Origin of the sequence: Hymenobacter terrenus (genome assembly GCF_000972495.1) — a bacterium.
GTDB classification, from domain to species: domain Bacteria; phylum Bacteroidota; class Bacteroidia; order Cytophagales; family Hymenobacteraceae; genus Hymenobacter; species Hymenobacter terrenus.
In genome coordinates this window covers 37,520-63,771 of sequence record NZ_LATM01000019.1, presented here as the reverse complement: position 1 = coordinate 63,771, position 26,252 = coordinate 37,520, and the positions used below count along the sequence as shown (strand labels likewise).

The window sequence follows — 26,252 nt, the reverse complement described above, 5'->3', positions numbered from 1 at the left end:
GTTTCGGTGATCATATGCTCTGGTGGTGGGGTAGCATTGCCACACCCCACTGATGCTGACCCATGAAGCGGATCATCGGCTAGCAAAAAAGCCTCCGCGTGAGCGGAGGCTTTGGTTTACGCGAGCTTGGCAGCATGAGCGAAATCCGCCAAGTCCTTCGGGTAGTAGGGCAGGTCGCGAAAACTACTGTCATCGATGCCAAAGGCGTGGGCCACGCCCGCCGCCTCCCAGCACCAGTAGCCGACAAATCCACCCCCTTTAGGCGCTTTGTGAGCGTCATGCCAACCTGTATTATTCATGCGTTTGTACCACTGCTTCAAAAACTCCTGTATCAGGGTGGCCCGCTGTTCACTAGGTGCGTCTAACGCATCGTAGAGAGCCTGATATGGCTTTGGGTAAAGCAGCTTCTTGGCTGGCTTGCGTAGCAGTTCAGGCACTATAGCTGTCACAAGGCGTTCAAAAAGCAAATCTTCCCCTTCGTTGCCAATGCACGCTAATAAGCGCATTACCACGGACGGCTCTATACCCAGTAAATATGCTTGCGAGAGTAGCCAAAGGGCCCGCACATAATTATCAATATCCGTTTTAAATATCCCAGCAAACACATTGTCTCTGTCAAAAGCCTTTAGCTGCTCCCAGGAAGTAACAGTCTCTGAGAAAGCCCCCTGTAATTCTGCTAATGGGTAGCCCCGTGAGTATTCCGCTACAAAAAGATTGTGATGATGCTTGAAAACAGATGCTGCTATTATTTCTGGCTCAACGAATTGCCCAGGATTAATAGCTAACGCTTCTTTATCTCGATTAATAACCCCTCTTTTAAAAGTGATTGTCTGGTCGAAGTATTCCTCTGACCGCAAAGGTTCTCTCTTAACCATAGCCTTATCGTTTATCAGATTTTTGTGAGTCGACTAGTTTTTTCAATTTTATATTCTGTCAACTTTCCATCAAAATCAATATGCAGTACGCGCTTTTCGACTTGTCCGGTTGCTTGAGCAGTTGTAATCCGGTCTGCCTCTTCTTCGTCGTCCACCGCACGCGTTAATCGGTCTGAACCAAATATCCACTCATTGGTCATCTGCTTGGTCGCCTTGGTGAGCTTGGGCGGTTTGCCATACTTGGTTTCGGTGATAATATATTCGGGTGGTGGGGTAGCGTTTCGCCACACCCCATCAATGCCCGTCCCCCTTGGCGGGTCGAGCAAGCCAACGAGCTGCCCGCCGTGGTTGAGCTTTTGATGGCCTTGCGCCGCAAAGAGCTTATCGGCCTGGTACTCGCCCAAGCAGCCATCCACAGTCCGACCAGCCCCGCCCCTTTTACCGGGCTCGCCCCACCACTTGTCCTGAGGGCGGGGTGTCTCCTTTTTCTTCTCCTTGCGCGCTTTATAGACCGCATACAGGCCTGCAATCCGTGCCGGGTCCAGCGCCTTCGCCCGAGCGGCGGCCCAATCGGCCGCGTGCGGGTCCGGCGCTGGGCCACCACCTATCGCCGCGTTCAGTAGGGCCACGGGCAAGCCATGCTCCCGCGCCGCTGGCGCTACGAAGGTCGTGGCTGGCCCACCGGGCAGCATGGTCCACCCGTCGGGGTCAGAGAGAGTAATCAGACAGACGTAGGCCCCCGTGTTCACATCCCCGTGTACGAACTCCTCGTCGTAGGAAACGCAGTACGCTGCCTTCAGACTCACGGTCTCCAGCGCGCTCCCCCCGGCCGCATCTTTAAACACCAGACTAGCGGGCAGACGCTTCTGTGGAGCGGCAGCCCAAGCCGACAGCACGTGCTCGTGGGGGACATCCAAGGTCACGTTAACCTCGTCGTAGCGCACCTTGGTGCTGACCCGCCCCCGCTGGTGGGTGGCCTGGTGGACGCCGTAGGTGCACAGCCGGATGGGAAACACGTGGCCGTCCACGTGCATTTCAGCGTAAGAAGACGCCATAGTCCACTGATTTTGTAGAAGTGAAATAGGCGGCAAAGCTACGCCGTATCCGAGTACCAGGCGAGCCTGGCGGCCACTGCGGGCACGGGGCGGAGCTACTCAGGTTCGGCCGCCGCAAGCGGGGCACAGGAAGCGCGAAGCAGTGCCAGGGCGGGGGCCTTATCCTGGTTTGTCAATGAGGCATTGACAGGTTGCGGGAGGAGCAGTGCAGGCCTTACGCATCGGATGCGGTGCGAACGGGGCGTTAGCAATAGCCGGCCGGTCGCGGCGGCAAGTCCAGCGGTGATGCAGCGCCAGTGGCAAAGTAGCGGCGGAGAGTAGCACAGAGAAGCCCCGGCTGCGTGGGCGGCTGGGGCTTCTTTGCGCTTCAACTTTTGATGCTCAACCTATTAGTTTTTTTCCTTTCTTTCCAACTAGGGTGGTGGTACCTTAGCTTTAAAAAAGAAAAACCATGCTAGGGGAAAAGCTTATTTTTCAAGGACATAATACGTTCTTATGTCGCCACGGCTGGCTGAAGAAGGGGTATGACTTTATCGAAGCTGGAGGAGGCTTCAACGATGCCGACGCTGTAGTGAAACTTGGCGTCGGTAAAAACATGGTGGATGCGGTGCGCTATTGGTTGCGTGCATTTGGGTTGACTAATGAATCAGATGAGCTGCTTGCTGTTGCTCAGCAATTGCTCGGGGCTGAAGGGTTTGACCCATACCTTGAGGATAATGCGACCCTCTGGTATCTCCATTATCTATTAGTCAAAACTGGACGTGCTTCGATATACCACTTTGTCTTCAACGAACTGCGGAAAGAAGGTTTCTCTTTCAGTCGGGCTCAATTGGAACAGTTTATTACCCGGCGCAACTTAGAACTTGGTAAGACGGCATTGAATACTACCACGCTCGACGCCGACCTCACTGTATTTATTCGCAGCTATGCGCCTTCTGGCGAGAAAGGCAAAGGAGATATCGAAGAGGAGTCTAGTGGGTTGTTGCAGGACTTGAGCTTGCTTACAATTACTAAGAATGATGGGCTCCGCTACCACATTGAGAATTTGGAACGGCGCGAAATCCCCTGGCAAGTGGTGCTGCGCATCATCCTGGAGAATGAGCAGTTTGGCGAGACCATCAGCTTTAATGACTTGGAGGTAGCTCCTGATTCACCGGGATTGCTGTTTGCCATGAATGAGAAGGGCTTGTTCTATAAGATTGAAGAGATGCGTGAGCATTTCCCGACGGCCATTATCTATTCGAGCACGGCCGGCAACCGAGTGCTTACTATCAAGAAAGAACTAATCAACCTCGATGAGGTGATGCAGAAATATTATGGCAACCTCGTTTAGTCCATCTGTCAATATTGCGCGCGACGCTTCGCAGCAGCTTCTGTACATTCCCACCCCGAATGCACAGACGATTTTCGGGCAGATAGTTGATAATTACTTATCAGGTGTTCACAGCTTCAATATTGTTGGAGCTTATGGCACTGGTAAATCGGCTTTTCTATGGGCGTTTCAGCAGACGCTGAATAAGGGAAATAAGTATTTCCAAACGGAGGTTGGCTTTAAGGACATCAAGGCCTTCCGGTTCGAGCACTTTATTGGTGAATATGCCTCGCTGAAGCAAACGCTGGCAAAGCACTTTCTGGGCGATGCTGGACTGGAAGCTTCTTCCAAGGAAGTTATTGAAGCTTTAGACCAGGAATACCAACCGCTAGCGAAGAAGCGCTTCGCGCTGGTGCTAGTGGTAGATGAGTTCGGTAAATTTCTAGAATATGCCGCGCGAGAAAACCCGGAGGAGGAGCTATATTTTATTCAGCAACTGGCGGAGTACATCAATGACTCTAGCAAGGATATTCTACTGCTGACGACAGTTCACCAAGACGTAAGTTCTTACGCCGTTGGCCTGAGTCGCACCCAGCGGCAGGAGTGGGAAAAGGTGAAGGGCCGTTTGAAGGAACTGACCTTCAACGAACCGGTGGAGCAGCTGCTACAGCTAGCGGCGCAGCAACTGGCCGATACCCAAAAGAGTGCCGCTAATCCGGTGGCAAACCAACAACTGTTTGTAACAATTGAGGCAGCCCATGTCTTCCCGCTACGCGACTACAAAACGGCCGACATGCAGCAGCAACTATGGCCGTTGGACTTGCTTTCGGGTGGGGTACTGGTGCAGGCACTGCAACGCTACGGCCAGAACGAACGGTCCCTGTTCTCCTTTCTGCGCTCCAATGACTACTTGGGCATTGAGCAGCACCTGAAGCACGGGACTTACTATGGGGTTAGTCAGGTATACGATTACCTGAGCTACCATTTTTACTCGCTGCTGACTTCGCGCTACAATCCCAACTTCTTTCAGTGGGGTATTCTTAAGAACACGCTTGAACGACTGGAGAAACACTTCGATACCGACGAAGACCTGAACGCCGCCCGGCACTTGGTGAAGACCATTGGGCTGCTGTCCATCTTCGCGCCGGCGGGGGCTGAAATCAGCACGGAGTTTCTGGAAGATTACGCCAAGCTGAGCCTGGGGCTTCCTTCGGTGGTGCCTGCGCTGAATACCTTAAAGCAGCATAAGCTTATCCGGTTTCAGCCGCACAAGAACAGCTATATCCTCTTCGAGGGTACCGACCTGGATATTGAGTTAGCCATTGACGAGGCGGGCAGCCTGGTAGAGCAGGTAACGGACGTGGCAACGCGCCTGCGGGAGTTCTTCACGTTTCCGTACATCGCCGCCAAGCAGGCTTCCTACGAAGTGGGTACGCCCCGGGTATTTGAGGTACGCATGACGGATGATGTGCTGCTGGAAGAGCCCGAGGGCGAGATTGACGGCTTCGTGAACCTGATTTTTTCGGATTCCATCTCACCGGAGAAGCTGCGGCAGACGGTGGGCGACCGCCGCCAGGCGGTGCTATATGGCATCTACCGCAAGTCGGGCGAAATCAAGCGGCTCATCCGGGAGATTGACAAGGTGCGGGCCGTGCGCAAGGTGAACCTGAACGATAAGGTAGCGGTGCGCGAGCTAGATGGCATCTATGACCACCAGGTGGCCTTGCTCAATCACTACGTGCTGGACAGCTTGTATGAAGCCAATGGCAACATCACCTGGTTTTTCAACGGTGCGGCGAAGGTGAACTTTAATAACCGTCGGTCGTTCAACCGGTGCTTGTCGGCCATTGCCCGCGAGGTGTACATGGATACGCCCGTGTACCGGAGCGAGCTGGTGAACCGCACCAAGTTGTCGGTGCCCATTGTGACGGCGCGCAAGAACTTTATTCGGGCGCTGTTTGAGAAGTGGCAATACCCAGACCTGGATTTCCCAGCCAAGAACTTCCCGCCCGAAAAAACCATCTACCTGTCGTTGTTGCAGGATACCGGCATTCACCGGCAGTTCAATGGCGAGTATGCGCTGATGCCGCCCACGGCGGCCACGTTCCAGCCGCTTTGGGAAGCGTGCGACGCTTTTCTACAACAGTCGCAGGGTGGCAAGCTGAAGATTTTGGACCTGATGAAGCTGCTGTTGGGCAAACCGTTCAAGCTGAAGCAGGGCCTTATTGATTTCTGGGTACCGGTGTTCCTCTACATTCGGCGGCATGAGTTCGCGCTGTACGGGGAGGATGACCGGTACATTCCCGACCTCAATGCCGACGTGGTAGACCTCTTCACCAAGAGCCCCGCCCTGTACGCGGTGAAAGCATTTGAGCTGCTGCCGGAAAAGCTGGCACTGTTCAACGAATACCGCGAGCTGCTACAGCTTGGACCAGCCGAGCGGCTATCCAACAAGACGTTCATCGAGTCGATTAAGCCGTTTCTGACCTTCTACCGGCAGCTGCCGGAGTATGCCCAGCGCACCAAGAAACTGCCGGCGGCGGCCTTGCGGCTGCGCGAAAGCATTTCGCTGAGCAAAGACCCGGAAGCGGCCTTCTTCGAAACGTTCCCCGGGGCCCTGGGCTTCAGCCTGGCTGAGTTGCAGGAGGACACGGCCACGCGGGAGCGGTACGTGCAGACGCTGCAACACAACATCACGCTCATTCGCCAGGTGTATTCGGCGCTGCTGCTGCGACTGGAGCAAGGCATCAGCAGCCACATCCTGGGCCGGTCGGCCGAGTTTGAGCAGTACAAGCTGGCGTTGCGCGAGCGGTTCCGCAGCCTCGAACCGCACCAACTGCCCAACGAATTGCTGATATTTCGGGAGCGCATTATGTCGCAGCTGGACGACCGCGAGGCGTGGCTGAACTCAATGGCCAACGCGCTGCTGAGCAAAAGCCTGAAAAAATTTGACGATGCCGACGAACGGATTTTCCAGGACCGGTTCCAACAGCGCATCCACGAGCTGGACAACCTGTGTGAGCTGACCAAAACCGTTATCGACCCCGAAGCCGAAGACATCCTGCGCGTGGGCATTTCCACGTTCGGCACCAAGGAGCGGGCCCGCGTGATTCGGCGGCCCAAGCAAACAAGCCCCGAGGAGAAAGAGTTAGAAAGCCAAATTCGCGTCCTGCTGGAAGGCAACAAATCGCGCAGCTTGGCTATCTTGGCTCGCCTACTACAGGAGCACTTATAACCTATCATGCAGAACAAGCCTCTCCGGCACGTAATGGGCATTTCCGGCGGCAAAGACAGCGCCGCCCTGGCCATCTACCTGCGCAACAAGCACCCTGAGCTGGACATTGAATACTACTTCAGCGACACCGGAAAAGAGCTGCCAGAAACCTACACGCTCATCAGCAACCTGGAAAACTACCTGGGGAAGAAGATAACGCGCCTCGAAGCCGCGCCGGATAGCCCCGAAGACTCGTTCGACCATTTCGTGAAGGTGTACGGGGGCTACCTGCCCTCGTCGAGCGCCCGGTGGTGTACCAAGAAACTCAAGCTGGAACCCTTCGAGCAGTTTGTGGGCAACGACCCGGTGGTGTCTTACGTGGGCATCCGGGGCGACGAAGACCGCGAAGGATACATCTCGCGCAAGCCCAACATTCAATCCATCTTCCCGTTCCGGCGCAACATCTGGAGCGAGGACGTGATACAGAAGGTGCTGCAAGCCGATGCACTGCCCCGCCTCCGCAGCCTCTACGAGGAGCTAAGTGAGCCCGCCCAGCACGCCCGCCTGCTCCCAGTGGTAAATGCGCCCTTGTCTCGCACCTTCAGCCAGCCGCAGAAGCTCAATGCCTTGCTAGATGCCGACGTGCGGTTGTTCAACCGCGTGGTGTTTGCCCTGATGCGCGACACGACTTACCCACTGGCCCAGGCGCCCGAGTTCTCGTTGCTCGACAACGACGAGAACCTGGTTCGTGCTGATATATTCAATCTGCTGCGCAAAAGTGGTGTAGGCGTGCCGGCCTACTATGAGAAGATAGCCTTCGAAGTAGACGGCCAACAGGGCGAATACGCCCGTAGCCGCTCCGGCTGCTACTTCTGCTTCTTCCAGCAAAAGATTGAATGGGTGTGGCTATATGAGCAGCATCCCGATAAGTTTGCCCTCGCCCAAGCCTACGAAAAAGACGGCTATACTTGGATGGAAGAGTCGCTCAGTGACCTCATTAAACCAGAACGCATCCGGCGAATTAAGCTGGATGCGTTGGCGAAACAACAAAAGAGCAGTTTTTCCACTAGCGCTTACTTGCTTGATGTCCTCGATGATGAGGAAGAGGTAGGGTGTGCTTCCTGTTTCATATAATTCATCGTTTCCTAACTAATTCATCACGCCGTGCATAGCACAAATATTGCTATGCACGGCGTGATGAATTAGTTAGGAAAGTTCAGGATGATGCTAATATGGTAGTCAATTACTTAAGCCACTCTTTAAGTCTTTCCCAAGCTATATCTAGTATCCTTTCAGTACGTGCTTCTATAAAGTCTCTATCCCATTCTCGAGCGTCTTCCATTGAGGTTATTATACTCATATGTTGTTGATGAGTGACACCTTGAAGAATTTTCAGTGTGCTAGGGTTATCAGCGAGAACTATACCTGCTAGAGAAGCCTTTGCTGCTAGCCCAGCCAAGATAGTAGGATTATTTTCTCCAATATGCTTGTAATAAACTAGTTTCTCGACCCACCCTCTATTACCGGCTGATGTATTAACGTTAGCCGGTAATAGAATCAAATTCCCTATTGAATTGAAGATGTTATCAGCGTAAATAGCATCATCCCAACCAAAACTCTTCTTGACAGGAGCTACATGCTCCACTGTTTCCAAATCAGGTGAGGTCCAGTTTGCAACAGTTAGATAAGGATTGGAATTAGGTACCCCTGGCATTGCTAAGCCAGTGCTTTCTTTATCTTCAATCGTATCATGCGAATACAATAGCAAAAGGAACTCAACTATAGTTCGCGACTTATAACTTAAAAAACTTTTAGCATTCCTAAGCCATACTTCCTTCGTAAGAAGTTCTTCACCGTTGAGTACTTGACTTAGGTATTGTTTCAACTTCTCAACCGAAGGTTTTTCTTCCCTCTGCAACCAAGCGTAAATTTCAGAAGTGTCGCTTCCTTTGAAAAACGCACGATATTTTGCATCAAGTGTAGAATTAGATTGAGCACTTCTCCAAATAGTGTAAAAGGCTCCTACTGCTTTACATACTTCAATGAAATCAGTGATGCGAGCAGCTCTTTTGCTCTCATTGGCGTTCAAAATAGCTATGTAAAACTGAGACAAAATAGAAAGCGCCATCCTATGGTTGCTTTCTTTCAAGAAAAGCAAAACAACTGAAGCACTTTCAGCGTCTTTATATCCAGCAAGTACTGGCAAAACAGAATTAGCGCCCAAGGGATAATCAATCCATACGGTTTTGTAAAATTCTGCGTACTGACCAAGGTACTTGACGAATGCATGCTGCATGTCTAGCGCCTGCCGAGAATCCTGTTCATCAGGAAACCTCTTTGGTATTTTCTCAGAATATATTCTGGTCAACCAGCCTCGTTGAGCACTAAAATAACTAGGCAGCTTTTGTCCCTCATTTTCAGCATCAGTAACCAGTGCAAATGATGTAATGAAGTCACTGGTCATTTTGTTCTTTTCACTCGCGGTTTTCGAGTTAGAGAACAAAGCTTCTACCTTAGAAAAGAACACACTATCTACGGAGTTCTTAAATACCTTGCTTTCTTTCTTTTCAAGCGTATTTACAACAAGTGGTTTAAATGTTTCAATAGCTGTTAAAGGTGTTCCGGTGGCATTCAATGACTGGAACATATCGAAAGCCCATTTATCATCAATGGGTTTGATGACGGTGAAGCAGCATCTCTCTAGTACATAATAAGCTACAGAAAAGAGCTGTACTAATGAACAAACATGATATGATGCATTCTTTGGATTGTTTATATCCGTTTGGCCAGTAACTGCCTTTAAATCATCCCTTTTGTAATTCCAGATGTGTTTCTGATTGATTGACTGGAGTATACTTTTTGCAGATGGAAACTCACTGTCGTCAATATGAGCTTTCGCAACAATTGAGCTTAGCCAGTTTTTGATAAACTTTATATTCTTACCAACCTTATTTTTAGGAAAGGCTACAGTGTCGTTGTGTTGAGAGTTGATTTTGTTTCTTTCAACAAATCGAATGAATTGCGCGGTATAATGAGCCTCAGGAGAGTTATAGGCATCATCAATATTGCCTTCCTTTATCCATTTATCGGCTTGCCCACGAATAATCTTCGGTTTGATTCTATGTGCACCTACTCCCAAATTAAAGGAGAATATTTCTTGAATTTTACTTTTCCAAAACTCACATACTTCTTCTAACTCTTCGAAGTATTGACCTAGGCGTTTTAAAGAAGCTTCGTGCTCAAGTATTGCTAGGTATAACTGTGATGCAAACAATACTAAGGTTGATAAGCGCTGCTGCCCATCTATTATTATTTCTATTGTTTGTGGTAAGCCCTTAGGCTCTTGTGGGTCAATCTTACTTAAATCCTTCTCACGAACTGTAATAATTGTACCTAAAAATCTTATTTCATTATCTTCTTCACAAAGGGTTTCGACCCCTCGTGCAATGTCATCAATGAGCTGCTTTACATTTTCAATATCCCAACTATATTCACGCTGATAGAGCGGAATATAAAAACCAACTCCTGGGCGCTGAAAATGAGCATAAACACTGCTCCCCTCTGTTTTGAAAGCGTCTTCAATCTGAATCACGATTTGAAAAATTTGGTTTGAAAAATTATTCTCCTAGCCCTTGCATCATTTCTTCCATTCCGCCGAAGTTCAAAATAAACTCTGAATAAAAGTTCTCGAATAAGTCCTTGATGTAGTCGGCCACGTCTACCGGGTCTTGTTCGCCGGCTTTTGTTTGGGTTATCTGGTACTTCCGGTTCTTGGTGATGCTGTACAGAAAGAGCGTGTGCATATAAACCGCCGTCCAATACTTGCGCCCGGATATTTCTAGCTGAACCTCTGTGATGTTGCGGTGCTTGGAGCGGAAGCTCTTTAGCACCTTGCTGTCCATGTTGATGTAAATCTTTTCGAGGTTTTCACCGGAGGCCATTGGGTGCACCACGGTGTCGTGGTTTACCGATACGCCAATTGCCTCTTCCATCTGGTCCCAAGTCAGCGCACTGTCTTTGGGTTCTTTGTACATAAACACGGGCTCGGGTAGGCCTTGCAGCGGTTCCTCTTCGGGCTGGGGCATGGGCTTGGGCGGCGCGTCCTTATCGGCAATCTTCACCCAGAATATTTCTTCCAACTCCTCGCCGGGTGCGGTCAGCGACACTTTCAGTTGCACGGCATCGCCTACCTGCGCGTCTTTCTGCGGGTTCATCGTGACGCGGATGGTGCCGTCCTGCGGGCTGCTCACGTTCACGTTCAGCACGTCTTCCACCGCCCACGCGGTAGCGTCTAAGTTGCCGCCGCTGCTCGTGCTGCTGCCGTTGGTGTTTTTGCCCGCCGCCCGCTTCACGCCGAGCAGCGCAATTTTCAGTTCGCCCGGTTCTTCCACGCGGTTGAAGTATTGATTCTCCACGTCGGTATCGAAACGCACTGTTTTCTCCCCGCCCAAGGGAATGCCGGTTAGGGCCTTGTCGCCGTCGTGGTGCCCCCGCACCTTCAAAAACGTGGGGAAGCGCTGCGGCTTGAATGGCTCCGACGCGGGTTTCGAGGGGACTTTCTTTTCCGGCTTGTCGTGCTTGTCAGGTTGGGGCTTCTTCTCCTCCAGCTTGAACGTGCTACCCAGTAGCTTCAGCAGCTCCGGGTTCATCTGGATGTTCTTGGTGACGTTTTTCAGCAGCTCTTTGGAGTCGCCGCCATCCACCGCAATAGAGTCCTTGCGCTTCTTCTCAATCTCGGCCAGTCGCCCGCCGGCTTTGCCCAGCTTCGTGGCCAGGAATTGGCGCAGCTTGGTTGTTTCATCGCTGCCCTTGAGCCGGTCACGCGAAGCCATGAACAGCTCCTTGCGGAACTCATAGCTCATGTTCGTGCAATCGACGTGCAGCAGCAGATGGTTTTTCAGCAGGTTTAGCTTCAGCGAGCGGGTGATGAACTCAGAAGTGTAGTGGCCGTGCACCTGCCCATTCATGGAGAACAGCACGGTCATATTGTTCTTGAAAAACTCGCGCTGAATGGAATCCTTAGCTGACTTACCGCCCACTTTGGTATTGAAGACATACCCCGCCACGCGCATCTTCCCAAATAGCGCATCAGTGAAGTCCTCCACGAAATTTTCCTCCACGTAGGCTTTATCATCCTGCTCCAACCGGCGTTTCAGGCCAAAAAGCGGGCGTTCTAGGTTTTTATCATCTGGATACCGCTCCTTGGTGTCAACTGTTAGGATAGGCAGCGCAGGCTCAAATAGAAACTCATTAAGGCTCTGATTCAAGTCACGGGAAATAACGGAGCGAGAACCCGGCGGCAGGCTATAGGAGTACAGCTTAATGATAGAGCCCGTCGTAAAAGAGCGTCCCACCAAGCCCAAATCAAGCTCAGTGATTGGAAAGGAGGGAATCTTACCGTCCAATACCAGGAATTCATACCAGGTGTTCTTAAGCGAACCTTGCTCCTGCTTCGTCAGGGGGTGCTCCCGAATCAGGGTGAATCCTAATGGGCCGCTACCGTCGTAGCGTCGCGAGGCCATCAATTGGTATCCACGCTTCCCGCAAAACACAATGGCACCACTGCCGCCCATGTTGTACTTGCCCTGCACGAAGTGAATTTCATTCTTATTGCCTCGCAACAAGGAAAGAAAGGTGTCTTCGAACTTGTCTGGGTGCTGCCCTTCGCCGCTATCATAGATAGTCAGTGAAGTATTCATGCGCGGCCCCGATGCTATGATTTGGATGTTCTCAGCCTGCTTTTTACGAAAAGAGGGCAAATCCCATTGCTCGGCTTGGCCTGCATAGAATTGCTTTACGGCAGCCTCCATCGTTCTAGGTGCATCCGCACCCTTTGGGTCAACGCCCGCCTCATAGCATTTGCGCATGAGCGTGGCGTCGATGGAGTTAGTTATCTTCTCCACAAGCGCCGCAATCGGCGAAGCTTGTTGGTTTTCGATAACCCCGTACATATTCGCACTGCCGCCGAGTGGCTTCCAATTGTCGCTTGAAGCGAAAACGCTAGGATATTTCCCAATCAGATTGTCTATGGCCTGCTCTTCAGAGCAGTGAAAAAGTTGCAGAAAGAGGTTCTTAAGGTCAGGTTGTTGGGTAGAGAATAAATCCATGAACTACGTATAATTGATAGGTAAGAATAGGTGTGAAAGGTATGTATAAGTCCGGGATTTACTACAGAGTTTAATTGATAATTTCCTCTTCGTTTGAATACCCGAGGCGTAGGCCACCACGTCGCGCAAGTGGCGGAAGCTGCGGACGGAGTTGGAGGTGGTGAGCAGAATTTCAAGGCCCGGCCAAGTGTGCAGCTGCCAGAAGCCGTCGGAGCGCAGGTGGTAGAAGGGCAGGGCGAAGTTGGCGGCCGTGAACAGAGGCGAGGTGCTCAGGTCGGCGCAAATTGCTTTGAAGGCCGCGATGAGCTCGGGCGTGATTTCGATGCGGTTGTCGGCAATAGAGCCGTCGGCGATGCCTTCGAGCACTGCCAGCAGCAGGGCGGGCTTGTAGGGCGCTTCGCCGTGCTGACGGCTGCGGGCGACGCGGAGTTTCTGGAAGCGGCGGAGGTAGATGGCGAGCATGGCCGCCGAAGATAATTGCGCGTGGGTCTTCCGATGGCCTTAGAGCAGAGCGGGACTGGGTTCATCACGCCAGAATACGGGCGGGTAATCAGTGAACTACGAGGCAGCCAGCAGCCCAAACGTAGGCCTCGGAACGCGCCCGCTGCTGCGTTAGATTCTCCTCCTTCAGCCACCACTCTCGCTGCCGGGGCAGCCGCAGCGCCTGCCCCCGAAGCGACGCACGCCGTAGCCACCGCGGCTGGGTTCATTGAAGCCCGCAGGCACCTGCATATTAATAAACAGGTGATGGTTGAAGGCGCGGTGCAGGTTGGGACCCAGGGCCACACCGTTGGGCAGGGGGTCGTCGTGGCTTGTGGCCCAGGGCACGATGTGGCAGGCGTTGAGCAGCGGCACGGGGCAGCTGAGCAGCTGTAGCACCCCTTATTCGCCTCAAGTTCTGGGGCTGCATTTAAGGGAATGTCCGCGTCGGCGAGTACTTTAGCTTTCTCAAAGAGTACTTTCCTCTTTTCAATCCACTCCATGGCGTCGTTCTATGCCGAGCTGCACGTTGAGGGCCACAGTTATCGTGTGGTGCGCTGCAACTACTCATGCCACCAAAATGTTGATGCCCGCGGCCGGGTAACGGCCAAGGTCCGCCACTCCCCTCTACAGCTCGTCCTTGACGTGCCCGAGGACGACGCCCTTCTGAACTGGGCGAATACGCCGCGCAAACCCTTGGCCGGCGAGGTCGTCTTTTACGACTCGGCCCAGCGCATTGCCTACGAAACCATTGCTTTTTCCGAAGGCGACTGCGTGCAGTACAATGAGGCCTTCGAAAGCGGCGCGGACGGCGATGGCTCCTACGTGTGCCTACTCGCTATCACCGCGCCCACCTTTGAGCTGCGGGCCGGCGGACCCGCGGCGGTGGCCGCGGCCGTAGCAGCCACCTCCACGGCGGGGCCGGCCGAAGCGCTGGCGGCGGTAGCGGCAGCTGCCGGCTCGCCCGTCTCCGGTGTGCTGCGAGAAACCTTGGCCAAGAGTTCGGCTTTCGACGTGAACGACCCATCCACGTACTTCGTTCGACCCACCACGGCGGTGATAAGCCCGGCCGTGACCGAGTTACTCAGGCACACGTTTGACGTGACTTCGCGGCCCGTAAACGATGGCCCCGTTCCGGCTGGCTTTAAAGAGGCGGTGATGGCAGATTTGCAAGCGCTCTACGACACAAAAACAGGCCGGAAATTGCTAGAGTCTTTGCAAGCGTCAGGCAAGCGAATAGAAATCTTTTATGGAGAAGTAAACGGTGCTGCTTTTCCCAATGCCAGCAAGGAATATCCTCACGGCTACTGGCCCCCGGCCTTTTATGACGAAGACGGTAAAACTCCGGGCGCGGGCACCGCGATGGGCATCCGTTACAATCCCTTCAACAGCATCGGTGGCGAGAAGGCGTGGCAGGAGCGGCCGCCCGGAATTGGCTTGGCGCACGAGTTGATTCATGCCGAGCAGGCAGCCCACGGCCGAATGCGGCGGGGCTCTGCGCCTAACGGCGGGCAGCCCGAGCCGGACAACGATAAGCAGCCGCAGGACGCCGAGAAACGGGACAATACCCAGGCGCCAGAAAAGACTGAGAAACCGGACGATGCCGAAGAAGTGAAAAAGCCTAAGAAGCAGGCTGAAGTCCATGTGTACGAACTGGAAACCGTAGGCGTACCGCCGTACGACAAATACCCGATTACAGAAAACAAGATTCGGGCAGAGTGGAATCCGCCGCAGCCCCTCCGCGAGCATTACTAACGCCAGCACACTGGCTATGCCTTTTCCCATTCGCAGTGTTCTCATGACGACAGCAGACTTTCTGACCAGCGAAACCCTGACGGCCGAAACCGATGCTTGCACGCTGACGGTGACGGCCTCGACCGACGGCCCGGCCGCCGGGGCATTGCGCCTGCACTACCGCGTGCGCAACACCGGCGCGCAGCCGCTCTACTTCCTGAACCAGCTTTGGAAAAGGGCCTGGCGCGACCCCGGCCGCAACCAAGTTCTGTTCGGCGTATTGCCCAACTTGGCCAACGTTGAGGTGAGTCCCGAAGCCGTGACGGTGAGCAAGAAGGTGACCGACGTGCCCCCCGGGTTGATGGTGGAAGCGCTGCGCATCCCGTTCATGACGCGGGTGGAGCCGGGGGCCGCGTACGAGGAAACTGTGGAGCTGGCCCTGCCGTTGCAGCTCAACAACATGTACCAAGCCGGCCCGCCGAATGTGCCGGCGGTGCCTCGGCCCCTGCATTTCGAACTCGGGTATGTCAGCTTCGGCCCGGCCGAGGCCATCAGGGAGGTGGCCACGCCGGCGGGGAGCGCGTTCGGGACCGATGCGTTTCCAGAGAGTGAGCAGGAGGTTATTCGGGTGGGGCCGTTCCAAGGCTCAGTTCCGGTGCTGGATGACGGGCGCCCGGCCCGACAGCCCAGCACTGGCCAGTGGACGCCTTGGGGCTGAAGCAGATGGCGAGCGCATAAACGGGACAAACTTTGGGTAGAGCAGACCCTGTTCCAATCACTTGCTGGTCGGTAATGGGCGCAAGTGCACCTCCAATTTAAGCTACCTGTTCTTGGCTTGAAGCCTTCCGCGTAGTAGCGAGCTACGCGCCGGGCACCAATGCCCTGCTGCTCATCCTGGGCCAGAAGGACGTGAATGCGCACGTAGTCATCATCACCAACCACGACGGCGTGCCCACCATCATCGAAGGCCAAACCTGGGGCCCGCAGTACCCGCAGGGCATTATGACCAGCCCGGCGGAGGCACAGGAACGCTACGGCTCCGAGGTCGACCTCAAGCTCGGCATTATTCCCAACCCGGTGCCCGTGCCCTAGCTCTCTCCTGGCCCACCTAACTTCCTTTTCGCAGATGCTGACCAAGCAAGAAGCCCGAAAAATTGCCTTAACCACGCTGAGCGTGATTGGGGAGCTGCCCGGCAATGACGCCCTCGACCTAGTCCTTATCGAACCGCTGGTAGTGGAGTCGGACCTGGCTTGGCTGTTTCCCTTCAACACCCGCGAATACGTGCATACCGGCAACGTGCGCGCCATGGCCATCGGCGTGGGGCCCATTGTGGTCAACCGCGAAACGGGTATTGCCTTCGTGGCTCCACCCATGCCCACCAAGCACCTGCTGGCCCAATACGCGGCCAGCAACGGCCAGCCTTACAACTGGTTTTGAGTACCCTACCGCCAAGCTACCGGCCATCGGCCACTAACAGCACGAACGCAGCGTTCGTGCGCGATGCAACTTACATGTACCAAACTGGGCCGCTGCACGTCCCGGCGGTGCCCCGGCCCTTGCATTCCAAGTTCGTATACCTCGACCCGGCCGACGCCTGGGACATCAGGGAGGTGGCCACGCCGACGGGGAGCGTGTTCGGGACCGATGCTTTTCCGGCGGGCTGGCAGGCAATTATCCGGGTGCGACCGTTTCGGCACCCCGTCCTGGTGCGGGATGACGGGCTGCCAACTTCCCCGTCTAATGGTCGAAAAAGGTCATCGTGAAGCACAGGATAGTTTACAAGCCTTATGATGTGAAAATGATGCAGTAAGAGACGAGGCATGCCGAGCGCAACCGAAGCATCTCCCCTGTCCTCTACCGGGCACGGCCCCTCTCCCAAAGAGAGGGAGCACTAGCCCTGTGCTGATGCTAGGCTCCCCTCGCTTTGGGAGAGGGGCTGGAGGTGAGGTCCCTCCACCGCGCCGCCTCCGAAATTTCAGCCTCCAAACGCTCGCCAAGTCTCGCCGCATGGTACCGGCCCCACAATAAGTTGAGCCCAACCGCGTACTTTCCGGTAAAAACCATGCTGCTTATGATTTCTCGCCCTGCTTTGGCCACCTTTTTGGCCGCTGTGCTACTAGCAACTGCAAGCCCGCTCCGCGCCCAAACGCCCCTCGGCCAGCCCTCGCTCGATGAAGCCAAGGTGCAAATCTGGTGCGCCACCGTGCGCTTCGTGTACGACGATGCCGGCCGGCCCAACCTCAAAAGCACCGTGCGCTGCGAAGGCGGCAACCTGCCAGGCCTGGCCACTAGCATCCGGCCCGATAGCCTGCGCGTGTACAGCCTGTTGTACGAGCCCATCGAAGGCAAGGGCAGCATTTATCAGGGCAAAAAAGACAACCCCGCCCGACTGGCAGCCCTGGCCAAGGCCATTATCAGCAAGCTAAAAAGCTCGCCGGCCCGCCGCAAAGACCCGGCCCGCATGGCCCGCGTAGCCGCCCTCGAAACCGCCCTGACCAACTACGTGGTAAGCGGCACGCCCCCCGGTGATGTGCCCGCCGCCATAGTTCCCGAAACCGCCGACACGGCAGCCACCAGCAGCGGTGCCCCCGGCGTGGTCGAAGCAGCCGAAGCTCAGGCTGCTGCTGAGCGCGACGCCGCGGGCCTCCCCTCCCCCACCCAATCCGCCACCGGCGCGGGCAGCTTGCTCAACCGCTTTGCCGCCCCCCTGGCACTGATTCTGGGCATCCTGAGCCTGGTGCTCTACATCATGCTGCGCATAACGCTGGGCCAATGGCGCCGGCAGCAGCGCCGCGAAACCCTCACCGCCAAGCAGGCCGCTACTGCTGCTCAGGCTGCCGCGGCCGAAACCAGCGCCGCCGTTGCCGACTCGGTGGCCCGCGTGAAGCGCGCCGAAGCCCTGGTACTGGCCGCCGCACCAACCCCTGGCACCACCACGGCGGCCCCGGTGGCCGACCAGCTCAGCCCGGCCCAGCGCCTGGAAGTAGAGCGCCTGGTAAGCCAACGGGTAGATGAAGAGCTGCAATGGCTACGTAATAACTTGCCGGAGCTGGTAGCGGCCGTGGCCGCCCAATCTCCCGTGACAGTAGCCCCGGCCGCGCCCACCACGAAGCCCGCGCCCGATGGCCCGGCGGGGAGCATTGCCGATGACGTTCAAATGGACTAACTTTCGGTAGTACTGGGTTGCTGCTCCGACGGATGTTCGGGTGGGCAATGGCCTTTTCCCCGTTCCCTATGAAAGCTGCCCTGCCTTTATTTACCGTATTGGTGGCCCTTACCGCCTGCCGCACTACCACGCCACCAGCGCGCAACACCATGCCGCGCCACCAAGCCCTGACCGAAACGACGTCTCCGGAAACTGCCGAACCTACTCGCCAGCCCGGCCCTGCCCTCCCCGATTCCTCCCGCCGTGCAATATCCCAACAGCCCTAAATCTGATTTCGCCGACACCTATTTCGGCGTGCAAATACCCGACCCCTACCGCTGGCTCGAAGCCCTCGACGCCCCCGAAACCAAGGCCTGGGTAACGGCTCAAAACGAAGTCACCTTCGGATATCTGGACCAGATTCCGTTTCGTGATAAAATCCGGGAGCGCCTCACCACCATGTGGAATTACGAGCGCTATAGCGTGCCCGAGCAAGTAGGTTCAGACCTGGTTTTCAGCAAAAATGACGGCCTGCAAAACCAGGCGGTCGTCTACCGCCAGCGCGGCAACACGGAGCCGAAAGTGCTGCTCGACCCCAACCAGTTTTCGGCTGATGGTACCACGGCCCTGGCCGGCACCGAGTTCAGCAACGACCACCGCTACCTGGCCTACGCCACCAGCGGCGGTGGCTCCGACTGGCACCAGGTCCGCATCCTGGATTTGACCACCAATGAGCTGCTGCCCGAAGAGCTGAATTGGGTGAAAGTCTCCGGCACGTCGTGGGTCCAAAACGGCTTCTACTACAGCCGCTACGACGCTCCCAAAGCTGGCGAAGACAAGCTGGCCGGCATGAACGAGTACCACAAGGTGTATTTCCACCAGCTCAACACGCCCCAGAGCGCCGACCGGCTGGTGTACGAAAACCCGGAAATGCCCCTCGGCTTCCGCATTGCCAGCGCCACCGAGGACGAGCGGTTCCTGTGCCTATACCTCACCGATGGCAAGTCGGACGGCAACCGCCTGCAGGTGCGCGACCTCACCGACCCCAAGCAAGCCGCCACCTGGACCACGCTCATCGAGTCGTACGAGTTCAACAACACTGTTATCGGCAACGTGGGCGGCGAGGTGCTGGTTTACACCAATTACCAGGCTCCCCGCTACCGCGTCGTCCGCATCGACCCCAGGCAGCCGCAGGAAGCTAACTGGCACGATGTACTGCCCGAAAGCAAGAACAAACTCGAAAGCGTGAGCCAGGTGGGCGGCCACCTCATTGCCGATTACCTGAACGATGCCAGCTCACAGGTGAAGGTATATTCCGAGCTGGGCGAGTTTCAGCACGATGTGCAGCTGCCAGCCATTGGTACGGCCAGCGGCTTCGGCGGCCGGCGCGATGCCCAGGTAGTGTACTACGCCTTCACGTCGTTTACCTACCCCACGACCATCTATCAGTACGACATTGCTACCAATACCAGCACCGTATTTCGCGCCCCCACAGTAGATGTAAACCCGCAGGACTACCTAACCACGCAGGTGTTCTACTCCAGCAAGGACGGCACGAAAATTCCCATGTTCATCGTGCATAAAAAAGGCGTGGAGCTGAACAGCCGGAACCCTACCTACCTCTACGCCTACGGTGGTTTCAACGTCTCCCTCACGCCGGGCTTCTCGGTGGCCCGCATGCTGTGGCTCGAAAACGGCGGCATCCTAGCCATTCCCAATTTGCGCGGCGGCGGTGAGTACGGCGAAGCCTGGCACCAGGCCGGCATGACGCCGCACAAGCAAAATGTATTCGACGACTTCATTGCCGCCGCCGAATATCTCAAAGCCAACCGCTACACCGACACCGCCCACCTCGCCATCGCCGGCGGCTCGAACGGCGGCCTGCTCGTGGGCGCCACCATGACCCAGCGCCCCGACCTGTGCCAAGTAGCCCTGCCCGCCGTGGGTGTGCTGGACATGCTGCGCTACCAAAAGTTCACCATCGGCTGGAACTGGGCCCCCGAATACGGCACCTCCGACGACCCGGCTCAGTTCGAAAATCTGCGTCAGTTCTCGCCCCTGCACAACCTCCGGCCCGGCACTGCCTACCCCGCCACCCTCATCACCACCGCCGACCACGACGACCGGGTGGTGCCCGCCCACTCCTTCAAGTTCGCCGCCGCCCTGCAAGCCGCCAACGCCGGCCCACACCCGACTCTGATTCGCGTGGATGTAAACGCCGGCCACGGCGCCGGCAAAAGCACCAGGCTCCAGATAGCCGAGTGGGCCGACGTATGGAGCTTCTGCTACGCCAACATGGGGGTGACACCAGCTGTGAAGCAGTAAGGAAGCCGCAGCGCCGCGTTGGTAGCATAATAACCTGACTAATTACGAGCCGCGAAGCGGCGGCGCTCTATCGTACACTCTTATGGCTGGCAATTGCACCCAACTGCACATCCGGATTGTATTTGCAGCATCTGGCCAGGCTTTCCTGTTCGCACAAAACACTAGACTAGGGAAAATTTAACCAATGTCTCTAGTATCACCATAAAAAGAGCAACCCGCGTTTCCTATGCTGATGAGTCAGGTAGCATCTCTGCTTAAAGCGGCTTCAGTACCAGTGTACAGCGAGCCGTAGCGCGAACTCTGTAGTTCGCGTTCTCGCGCTGACCGACTCGTTCGAGGACGCGACTACAGAGTTCGCGCTATGGTACAGCGACTCCGAAACCGCTCCGGGCACCGCCGCTTTGCTACTTAAAGTTCTGCTTATACCATTCTCTACGACTATGGCGCAGCTTTGCGGCTGCCCTTCTATTCGGAAACATTCTGCCTCGCCTGCGCTTCCAATATTGATTAGGTAGAACGAAATTCATTATGGAATTAGGAATTAGCTCATTCGGCGAAGTCGCTCCCGCTCATGTATCAGGTGCCGACCGTTCTGCCGAGCAACGCATGCAAGAACTGCTGGCCATAGCCAGGCTGGCTGATGAAATTGGTCTCGATGTACTGGCCCTGGGCGAACACCATCGGCCGGACTTCATCATTTCCGCCCCGGAGGTTATCCTCGCAGCGGTAGCGGCCGTCACTAAACGCATCCGCCTGTCCAGCGCCGTCACGGTCCTTAGCTCCGCCGACCCGGTGCGCACCTTCCAGAACTTCGCTACGGTGGACTTATTATCTGGTGGTCGGGCTGAAATCATTGCCGGGCGTGGGTCTTTTATTGAGTCGTTCCCGCTGTTTGGCTACGATTTGGAAGACTATGACGAGCTGTTCATTGAAAAGCTGCAATTATTGCTTGCAATCAATCAGAATGAAGTCGTCTCCTGGAAGGGCAAGCACCGCGCCGCCATTATTGAGAAAGGCGTATACCCACGTCCCGCACAGCCCCAATTGCCCATTTGGGTTGGCGTAGGTGGGACGCCCGCTTCCGTGATCCGGGCCGGGAGACTGGGCCTGCCGCTCACCATTGCTATCCTTGGCGGGGCCCCGGCCCAGTACCTACGGTTTGCCGAGCTCTACCGCGAGTCGGCCGAGAAAGCCGGCCACGACCCAGCCCAACTGCCCCTTGCCCTCAACTGCCACTTCCACATCGCCGACACCTCCCAGCAAGCCGCCGATGAGTTTTTTCCGCCTTACTCACAGCTAATGAACCGCATCGGCCGCGAACGAGGCTGGTCACCCATGGACCGGCGACACTTCGACTTCCTACGTGGGCCCGAAGGGCCGCTATTTGTGGGCACGCCGGCAGAAATCACTGCCAAGCTATTATACTTGCACGGTTTATTCAACAACACGCGTTTTATAGCGCAGCTCGTAGTAGAAGGTATTTCGCACGCCAATGTGGTGCGGTCAACGGAACTTTTCGGAACTCAGGTAGCTCCGGCAGTGCGGAAGGCGCTCGGTAATGCGAGTCAAAACGCTAAACCCCTAGCATCAAACTAGGTCCTTTTTCTCACCTTTCCATGCTCAATCTACTTTGGTCCATTCTGAACATATCACTGTTAATTGGTTTGTTTTATGTCTTTTTTCGAGCGGCAAGATTAGTTAAACAACACATTGGATTAGGTGCTGCGTTGTTTTTTATCTTTGGATTACTAATAGTTTGCAGCAGAGGAAGTACCCCCTCTGTTCCTTCCAAAAACTTGCTTTCAAACGTTCCGGCAAATATGCCTCTCGGAAATGCTAGCACCATTCAGCGTATTGCACTTGGTGGCAGCAATGAGTTAACGTTGTTGGCCGAGTACCGCACAGCAGATGGCATTATCGTACCACGGGGTCTATTTGCCACGATATCGGGGCTCACGCTAGGTCACCGGTGGGAACCAGTGAGCGGTGCATTGACACCACTTGGGCCGCAAGTACGCTACATGGCTATGGTGAATCATAAGTGGCAATTGCTTGGCACCAACATGTTCACAAGCAGCGGCGAGGTATTCGAGGGAATCATGCCTGCCGCATCGACACCTCTTTAATCTAAACCGAAATTAGCTAAAAAACTCACCTGGCATTACGTCAGGCGGGTTTTTACTTGTTGGCAGCAGTGTATTGGTACAAATCCGACTTGAACGGACCCTCTACCGATACTTTGATATAGTCAGCCTGCTTGGGCGTCAGCTCATCCAGCTCCACGCCGATTTTGGCGAGGTGCAGGCGGGCTACTTTTTCGTCCAGGTGCTTGGGCAGCGTATATACTTGGTTTTCGTACTGGTCAGCCCGCTCCCACAGCTTCATCAGGCATAATGCTATGTGACACTAAAACACGACGCTAATACCTCTTCTCCCTCGTACTCTATTGACAGCGGCTCTGGCTGGGATGCTTACCTTTATAACCTGTTGAGCTTTTTACTTCTCAGCTTACTCCTTCTTTCTATATTATGCACACCTCACGCCCTGTCCCCTCTACTGTGCAGTTCAGGGGACTTGATGTTCTTAGATGCTGCGCGGCACTGGCTGTAGTCGTTTATCATAGCACCCTCAATTTCAAAGCTTTTCTCCCCAAAGCTCTCACAGAGTTATTGCACAACTTGCCAATAGGTGTCGATTTTTTTTTCCTTATCAGCGGGTTTCTTATTACCTACCTGTTACTAGCCGAGAAAGACAATACCGGAAGTATCAGTCTGCGCCGGTTTTACATACGCCGCTCATTACGCATATTCCCGTTATATTATGCCATTATTGCGCTAGCCTGGGTTTTGCATCACCACTCCAATCCAGAGGTTAATTTTTACAGCTTCCTCTACTTTGCCGGCAATTTCTGGATGGTCGACCACAGTTGGACTGTTGCCACTCTCAACCCATTATGGTCGCTCTGTATTGAAGAGCAGTTTTATCTTCTCATTCCTCTCTTAATACTGCTTATTCCTACCCGTCGGTTGCCTTGGTTGTTCGGAGGCATCGTAGTACTGAGCATTGCTTTCCGGGCTTATATAACGATAACAGTTCAATACAATTGGATGATTATCTACTGTCACACGCTTAGCCGGTGCGATATATTAGCACTAGGTGGCTGGCTGGCCTGGAGGCATTTCAACAATCCCATCAACCTGCAACTACCGCGCTGGACATTATTTGCGGCCCTATTATATCTGACTCTCCTACTCGCAATCATCGACATGGCAGATTTTACATCGTTAACTTTTGCTGTATTTAAAAAATACCTCCCTCTTTTACCGCTGGCATTTATTTTTTGCATGATTTTATTCAATAATGCAGAACAAGCGACGACGGCTCCTACTACTATGGGCAAGACAGTAAACTATCTGGGGAAAATATCCTATGGCCTCTACATGTACCATTGTCCCATCATATACGTACTTGACACCCATCCTCACTTCTTCGCTGATAATCAGATTCTCCGTTTGCTTATGATAATAGGACTCACTATTTGCGTCGCGGCCTTATCGTATGAATTGTTTGAGAAGCAGATACTCCGCCTGAAGCGCAAGTTTGAAGTGGTACGAACGGTACGGGCATAGGCATCTGCCAGTCCGAGAGCGCTGGCAATACCAAGGTGTTTACAGTAGCTGAAACGCATAGAGCCGCAAACAGCTTTCAAAATAGGCAGACAACAAAAAAGCCGCTGGCCCAATGGGCCAGCGGCTTTTTCTATTAGCTATTACTCTATGTTTAGTAGCGGTACAAATCCGACTTGAACGGACCCTCTACCGATACTTTAATGTAGTCAGCCTGCTTGGGCGTCAGCTCATCCAGCTCCACGCCGATTTTGGCGAGGTGCAGGCGGGCTACTTTTTCGTCCAGGTGCTTGGGCAGCGTATATACTTGGTTTTCGTACTGGTCAGCCCGCTCCCACAGCTCCAGTTGGGCCAGGGTCTGGTTGGTGAAGGAGTTCGACATCACAAACGAAGGGTGACCAGTGGCGCAGCCCAGGTTTACGAGGCGGCCTTCGGCGAGGATGATGACCTCTTTGCCCTCAATGGTGTAGATATCCACCTGCGGCTTCACCGTGTCTTTGGTGTGGCCGTAGTTGCGGTTCAGCCACGCCATGTCAATTTCATCGTCAAAGTGGCCGATGTTGCAGACGATGGCTTTGTCCTTCAGGCTGCGGAAGTGCTCCTCGGTGAGGATGTCGCAGTTTCCGGTAGCCGTCACCACGATGTCGGCTTCCTTTACGGCCGTCGCCAGCTTCTTCACCGCGTAGCCATCCATGGCCGCTTGCAGGGCGCAGATGGGGTCAATCTCCGTCACGATAACGCGGGCACCAGCGCCGCTCAACGAAGCCGCGGTGCCTTTTCCTACGTCGCCATAGCCAGCTACTACTGCTACTTTACCAGCCATCATCACATCGGTAGCCCGACGGATGGCATCCACGGCCGACTCTTTGCAACCGTACTTGTTGTCAAATTTCGACTTCGTCACCGAGTCGTTGACGTTGATGGCGGGGAAAGGCAGCGTGCCATTCTTCACCCGCTCGTAGAGGCGCAGTACCCCCGTGGTAGTTTCTTCCGAAACGCCTTTAATGCCCGCAGCCAACTCCGGGTACTGGTCCAGCACCATATTAGTCAGGTCGCCACCGTCATCGAGAATCATGTTCAGCGGCTGACGGTCTTCGCCGAAATACAACGTCTGCTCGATGCACCAGTTGAACTCTTCTTCATTCATGCCCTTCCAGGCATACACCGGGATGCCAGCGGCAGCGATGGCTGCAGCAGCGTGGTCTTGGGTCGAGAAGATGTTACACGACGACCACGTCACCTCCGCACCCAGGGCCTTGAGGGTTTCAATGAGTACGGCCGTTTGAATGGTCATGTGCAGGCAACCAGCAATGCGGGCACCTTTGAAGGGTTGGGCAGCGCCAAACTCCTCGCGCAGGCTCATCAAGCCCGGCATTTCGGCTTCAGCGAGGCGAATTTCCTTGCGGCCCCACTCGGCCAGGCTCATGTCCTTTACTTTGTACGGAACGTACGTTTTCGTCGTGGTTTCCACCATGATGCAGGTTATATTATAGTTTCGTGTTTCAACTACAAAGGTACTGTATTTGTTCGCCTCATGATGCAAAAAGCCCGGACCTTACGGTCCAGGCTTTAGTAAGAAAAAACTGAGATTACCGTTAACTAATTGTTTTGAATGATTACGGCCTGAGGCTGCTGAACCGTTGGAACGCTGCTACCAGCAATTCCACGCACCACAACAGTGTAGATTTTTCCAGATTCAAATGTCTTTGTAGTAGCTGTGCCTGCACCGGTACCGTCGCCGACAGCTACGACCTGCGTGCGTGGTGTGGCTGCAGATGTAACAGACAAGCTAAGTGGACCAGCGTTGACTACAACAAAGCTAGAGGCAGTTCCGAACGCAACATCAGTAGTTAGGTCGTTAGGAGCGCCCGTCGGGGTGGCGGAGGGAATTGATAGCCGAACCGGCGTAGCTGCCCCAACACCCAAATGCACGATGCGTACTTTTGCCGTGCCCGTGGTTGGGACAGTCAGGTCGTCAGGTACCTGAAGAAGCGCTACGCTTCCGATAGTAGCATTTGGCGAGTAAGCAAATACCGAGTAATTCTGGTCCTTCGCCACTACAAGGTCTTGGTTTGCAACTGTATTAGCACCACTGTTGATGCGTAATTTTGCGGTACCAGTATTTACATTAAGGTAGCCACTCGCTTGACCGTAGTTCAATTGGCCTACTTGTTGGTCATTCACAAACGCCGTTACCTGCGTGTTGGCAGCAGCGGCGGAATGCGAAATCAGTACCCTCCCTTGGTCAGGCGCAGGAGGCGCTGGCTTGTCGTCTTTGTCGCACGCGGCCAGCAGTAGGGTGGCCGGCAGAATAGCCTGAATGGCACGGCGGAGGATGAAAGATGTTTGCATAAAAACCCAGTTTGGTGGTGAAAGAT

Annotated in this window: 22 protein-coding genes and 1 pseudogene; 14 read left to right on the top strand and 9 right to left on the bottom strand. The window is 54.6% G+C overall.

Annotated features, from left to right (window positions below; genetic code table 11):
• Positions 1–116 precede the first annotated feature (116 nt).
• Both WX88_RS19120 and tssD (WX88_RS27995) read right to left on the bottom strand, forming a co-directional pair.
• The gene (locus tag WX88_RS19120; RefSeq protein WP_046246014.1) at positions 117–875 is read right to left on the bottom strand and encodes a PoNi-like cognate immunity protein; all 759 of its coding nucleotides are present in this window, start codon (positions 873–875) and stop codon (positions 117–119) included.
• A gap of 14 nt (positions 876–889) precedes the next feature.
• Complete coding sequence (gene tssD / locus WX88_RS27995) at positions 890–1,930, bottom strand: type VI secretion system tube protein TssD (RefSeq protein WP_052732858.1); 1,041 nt, start codon at positions 1,928–1,930, stop codon at positions 890–892.
• Positions 1,931–2,381: 451 nt separating this feature from the next.
• Here tssD (WX88_RS27995) and WX88_RS19110 point away from each other — a divergent pair, with 451 nt between their 5' ends.
• From WX88_RS19110 to WX88_RS19100, 3 genes are read left to right on the top strand one after another with little or no spacing between them, the layout of a single operon-like run.
• Positions 2,382–3,263 carry a DUF4007 family protein gene (locus WX88_RS19110; protein ID WP_046246013.1) on the top strand — a complete coding sequence of 294 codons (882 nt, stop codon included), beginning with the start codon at positions 2,382–2,384 and terminating at the stop codon, positions 3,261–3,263.
• Positions 3,247–6,477: a hypothetical protein gene (locus tag WX88_RS19105; protein WP_046246012.1), complete on the top strand. Its 3,231-nt coding sequence runs from the start codon at positions 3,247–3,249 to the stop codon at positions 6,475–6,477. The genes WX88_RS19110 and WX88_RS19105 overlap by 17 nt, the downstream gene beginning before the upstream one ends.
• A 6-nt stretch (positions 6,478–6,483) precedes the next feature.
• Complete coding sequence (locus WX88_RS19100) at positions 6,484–7,590, top strand: phosphoadenosine phosphosulfate reductase family protein (protein ID WP_046246011.1); 1,107 nt, start codon at positions 6,484–6,486, stop codon at positions 7,588–7,590.
• A 109-nt stretch (positions 7,591–7,699) separates the two neighbouring features.
• Here the strand turns inward: WX88_RS19100 and WX88_RS19095 are convergent, their stop codons facing one another.
• The 4 genes from WX88_RS19095 to WX88_RS19080 all read right to left on the bottom strand — a co-directional run bounded on the left by WX88_RS19095 (position 7,700) and on the right by WX88_RS19080 (position 13,442).
• Entirely contained in the window at positions 7,700–10,048 is a 2,349-nt protein-coding gene (locus tag WX88_RS19095; RefSeq protein ID WP_046246010.1) for a DUF262 domain-containing protein, read from the bottom strand.
• Positions 10,049–10,073: 25 nt separating this feature from the next.
• A complete protein-coding gene (locus WX88_RS19090; RefSeq protein WP_197076851.1) occupies positions 10,074–12,563 on the bottom strand; it encodes a hypothetical protein in 2,490 nt (829 codons plus the stop codon).
• 3 nt (positions 12,564–12,566) lie between these two features.
• The gene (locus tag WX88_RS19085) at positions 12,567–13,025 is read right to left on the bottom strand and encodes a hypothetical protein (protein ID WP_052732857.1); all 459 of its coding nucleotides are present in this window, start codon (positions 13,023–13,025) and stop codon (positions 12,567–12,569) included.
• Between the two features lie 165 nt (positions 13,026–13,190).
• Complete coding sequence (locus WX88_RS19080; protein ID WP_046246009.1) at positions 13,191–13,442, bottom strand: HNH endonuclease signature motif containing protein; 252 nt, start codon at positions 13,440–13,442, stop codon at positions 13,191–13,193.
• Positions 13,443–13,544: 102 nt separating this feature from the next.
• On the opposite strand from WX88_RS19080, the gene tssD (WX88_RS19075) reads away from it, so the two are divergent.
• From tssD (WX88_RS19075) to WX88_RS30275, 10 genes are all read left to right on the top strand, one after another.
• Entirely contained in the window at positions 13,545–14,798 is a 1,254-nt protein-coding gene (gene tssD / locus WX88_RS19075; RefSeq protein ID WP_046246008.1) for a type VI secretion system tube protein TssD, read from the top strand.
• Positions 14,799–14,841: 43 nt separating this feature from the next.
• Positions 14,842–15,495 (top strand): hypothetical protein, encoded by a 654-nt coding sequence (locus tag WX88_RS19070; protein WP_046246007.1) that lies wholly within the window; start codon positions 14,842–14,844, stop codon positions 15,493–15,495.
• A 191-nt stretch (positions 15,496–15,686) separates the two neighbouring features.
• Positions 15,687–15,869 (top strand): hypothetical protein, encoded by a 183-nt coding sequence (locus WX88_RS19065; protein WP_046246006.1) that lies wholly within the window; start codon positions 15,687–15,689, stop codon positions 15,867–15,869.
• 34 nt (positions 15,870–15,903) lie between these two features.
• Positions 15,904–16,215 (top strand): YrhB domain-containing protein, encoded by a 312-nt coding sequence (locus tag WX88_RS19060; protein ID WP_046246005.1) that lies wholly within the window; start codon positions 15,904–15,906, stop codon positions 16,213–16,215.
• The gene (locus WX88_RS30280) at positions 16,212–16,541 is read left to right on the top strand and encodes a hypothetical protein (protein WP_156176275.1); all 330 of its coding nucleotides are present in this window, start codon (positions 16,212–16,214) and stop codon (positions 16,539–16,541) included. The genes WX88_RS19060 and WX88_RS30280 overlap by 4 nt, the downstream gene beginning before the upstream one ends.
• A gap of 308 nt (positions 16,542–16,849) precedes the next feature.
• Positions 16,850–17,944, top strand: a complete 1,095-nt coding sequence (locus WX88_RS19055) for a hypothetical protein (protein WP_156176274.1) — start codon at positions 16,850–16,852, stop codon at positions 17,942–17,944.
• Positions 17,945–18,012: 68 nt separating this feature from the next.
• Complete coding sequence (locus WX88_RS19050) at positions 18,013–18,210, top strand: hypothetical protein (RefSeq protein WP_156176273.1); 198 nt, start codon at positions 18,013–18,015, stop codon at positions 18,208–18,210.
• Complete coding sequence (locus tag WX88_RS19045) at positions 18,188–20,248, top strand: prolyl oligopeptidase family serine peptidase (RefSeq protein ID WP_231590746.1); 2,061 nt, start codon at positions 18,188–18,190, stop codon at positions 20,246–20,248. Before WX88_RS19050 ends, WX88_RS19045 begins: the two co-directional genes overlap by 23 nt.
• 528 nt (positions 20,249–20,776) lie before the next feature.
• Complete coding sequence (locus tag WX88_RS19040) at positions 20,777–21,844, top strand: LLM class flavin-dependent oxidoreductase (protein WP_046246001.1); 1,068 nt, start codon at positions 20,777–20,779, stop codon at positions 21,842–21,844.
• Positions 21,845–21,864: 20 nt separating this feature from the next.
• Positions 21,865–22,374: a hypothetical protein gene (locus WX88_RS30275; protein ID WP_156176272.1), complete on the top strand. Its 510-nt coding sequence runs from the start codon at positions 21,865–21,867 to the stop codon at positions 22,372–22,374.
• A 52-nt stretch (positions 22,375–22,426) separates the two neighbouring features.
• Here the strand turns inward: WX88_RS30275 and WX88_RS19030 are convergent.
• Positions 22,427–22,642: pseudogene (locus WX88_RS19030) on the bottom strand (adenosylhomocysteinase); the annotation flags it as partial.
• A 134-nt stretch (positions 22,643–22,776) separates the two neighbouring features.
• Between WX88_RS19030 and WX88_RS19025 the strand changes: the two are divergent.
• Entirely contained in the window at positions 22,777–23,877 is a 1,101-nt protein-coding gene (locus WX88_RS19025; protein ID WP_046245998.1) for an acyltransferase family protein, read from the top strand.
• A 151-nt stretch (positions 23,878–24,028) separates the two neighbouring features.
• On the opposite strand, the gene ahcY is transcribed toward WX88_RS19025, so the two are convergent.
• Both ahcY and WX88_RS19015 read right to left on the bottom strand, forming a co-directional pair.
• A complete protein-coding gene (gene ahcY / locus WX88_RS19020) occupies positions 24,029–25,348 on the bottom strand; it encodes an adenosylhomocysteinase (RefSeq protein WP_046245997.1) in 1,320 nt (439 codons plus the stop codon).
• Between the two features lie 125 nt (positions 25,349–25,473).
• Positions 25,474–26,226 carry a DUF4397 domain-containing protein gene (locus WX88_RS19015; RefSeq protein ID WP_046245996.1) on the bottom strand — a complete coding sequence of 251 codons (753 nt, stop codon included), beginning with the start codon at positions 26,224–26,226 and terminating at the stop codon, positions 25,474–25,476.
• Between the last annotated feature and the right edge of the window lie 26 nt (positions 26,227–26,252).

What these genes read in the sequence shown, in the direction of transcription:
- WX88_RS19120 (WP_046246014.1), bottom strand. Translation starts at nt 875, where the DNA reads ATGGTTAAGAGAGAACCTTTGCGGTCAGAGGAATACTTCGACCAGACA.
- tssD (WP_052732858.1), bottom strand. Translation starts at nt 1,930, where the DNA reads ATGGCGTCTTCTTACGCTGAAATGCACGTGGACGGCCACGTGTTTCCC.
- WX88_RS19110 (WP_046246013.1), top strand. Translation starts at nt 2,382, where the DNA reads ATGCTAGGGGAAAAGCTTATTTTTCAAGGACATAATACGTTCTTATGT.
- WX88_RS19105 (WP_046246012.1), top strand. Translation starts at nt 3,247, where the DNA reads ATGGCAACCTCGTTTAGTCCATCTGTCAATATTGCGCGCGACGCTTCG.
- WX88_RS19100 (WP_046246011.1), top strand. Translation starts at nt 6,484, where the DNA reads ATGCAGAACAAGCCTCTCCGGCACGTAATGGGCATTTCCGGCGGCAAA.
- WX88_RS19090 (WP_197076851.1), bottom strand. Translation starts at nt 12,563, where the DNA reads ATGGATTTATTCTCTACCCAACAACCTGACCTTAAGAACCTCTTTCTG.
- WX88_RS19085 (WP_052732857.1), bottom strand. Translation starts at nt 13,025, where the DNA reads ATGCTCGCCATCTACCTCCGCCGCTTCCAGAAACTCCGCGTCGCCCGC.
- tssD (WP_046246008.1), top strand. Translation starts at nt 13,545, where the DNA reads ATGGCGTCGTTCTATGCCGAGCTGCACGTTGAGGGCCACAGTTATCGT.
- WX88_RS19070 (WP_046246007.1), top strand. Translation starts at nt 14,842, where the DNA reads ATGACGACAGCAGACTTTCTGACCAGCGAAACCCTGACGGCCGAAACC.
- WX88_RS19060 (WP_046246005.1), top strand. Translation starts at nt 15,904, where the DNA reads ATGCTGACCAAGCAAGAAGCCCGAAAAATTGCCTTAACCACGCTGAGC.
- WX88_RS19055 (WP_156176274.1), top strand. Translation starts at nt 16,850, where the DNA reads ATGATTTCTCGCCCTGCTTTGGCCACCTTTTTGGCCGCTGTGCTACTA.
- WX88_RS19050 (WP_156176273.1), top strand. Translation starts at nt 18,013, where the DNA reads ATGAAAGCTGCCCTGCCTTTATTTACCGTATTGGTGGCCCTTACCGCC.
- WX88_RS19040 (WP_046246001.1), top strand. Translation starts at nt 20,777, where the DNA reads ATGGAATTAGGAATTAGCTCATTCGGCGAAGTCGCTCCCGCTCATGTA.
- WX88_RS30275 (WP_156176272.1), top strand. Translation starts at nt 21,865, where the DNA reads ATGCTCAATCTACTTTGGTCCATTCTGAACATATCACTGTTAATTGGT.
- WX88_RS19025 (WP_046245998.1), top strand. Translation starts at nt 22,777, where the DNA reads ATGCACACCTCACGCCCTGTCCCCTCTACTGTGCAGTTCAGGGGACTT.
- ahcY (WP_046245997.1), bottom strand. Translation starts at nt 25,348, where the DNA reads ATGGTGGAAACCACGACGAAAACGTACGTTCCGTACAAAGTAAAGGAC.
- WX88_RS19015 (WP_046245996.1), bottom strand. Translation starts at nt 26,226, where the DNA reads ATGCAAACATCTTTCATCCTCCGCCGTGCCATTCAGGCTATTCTGCCG.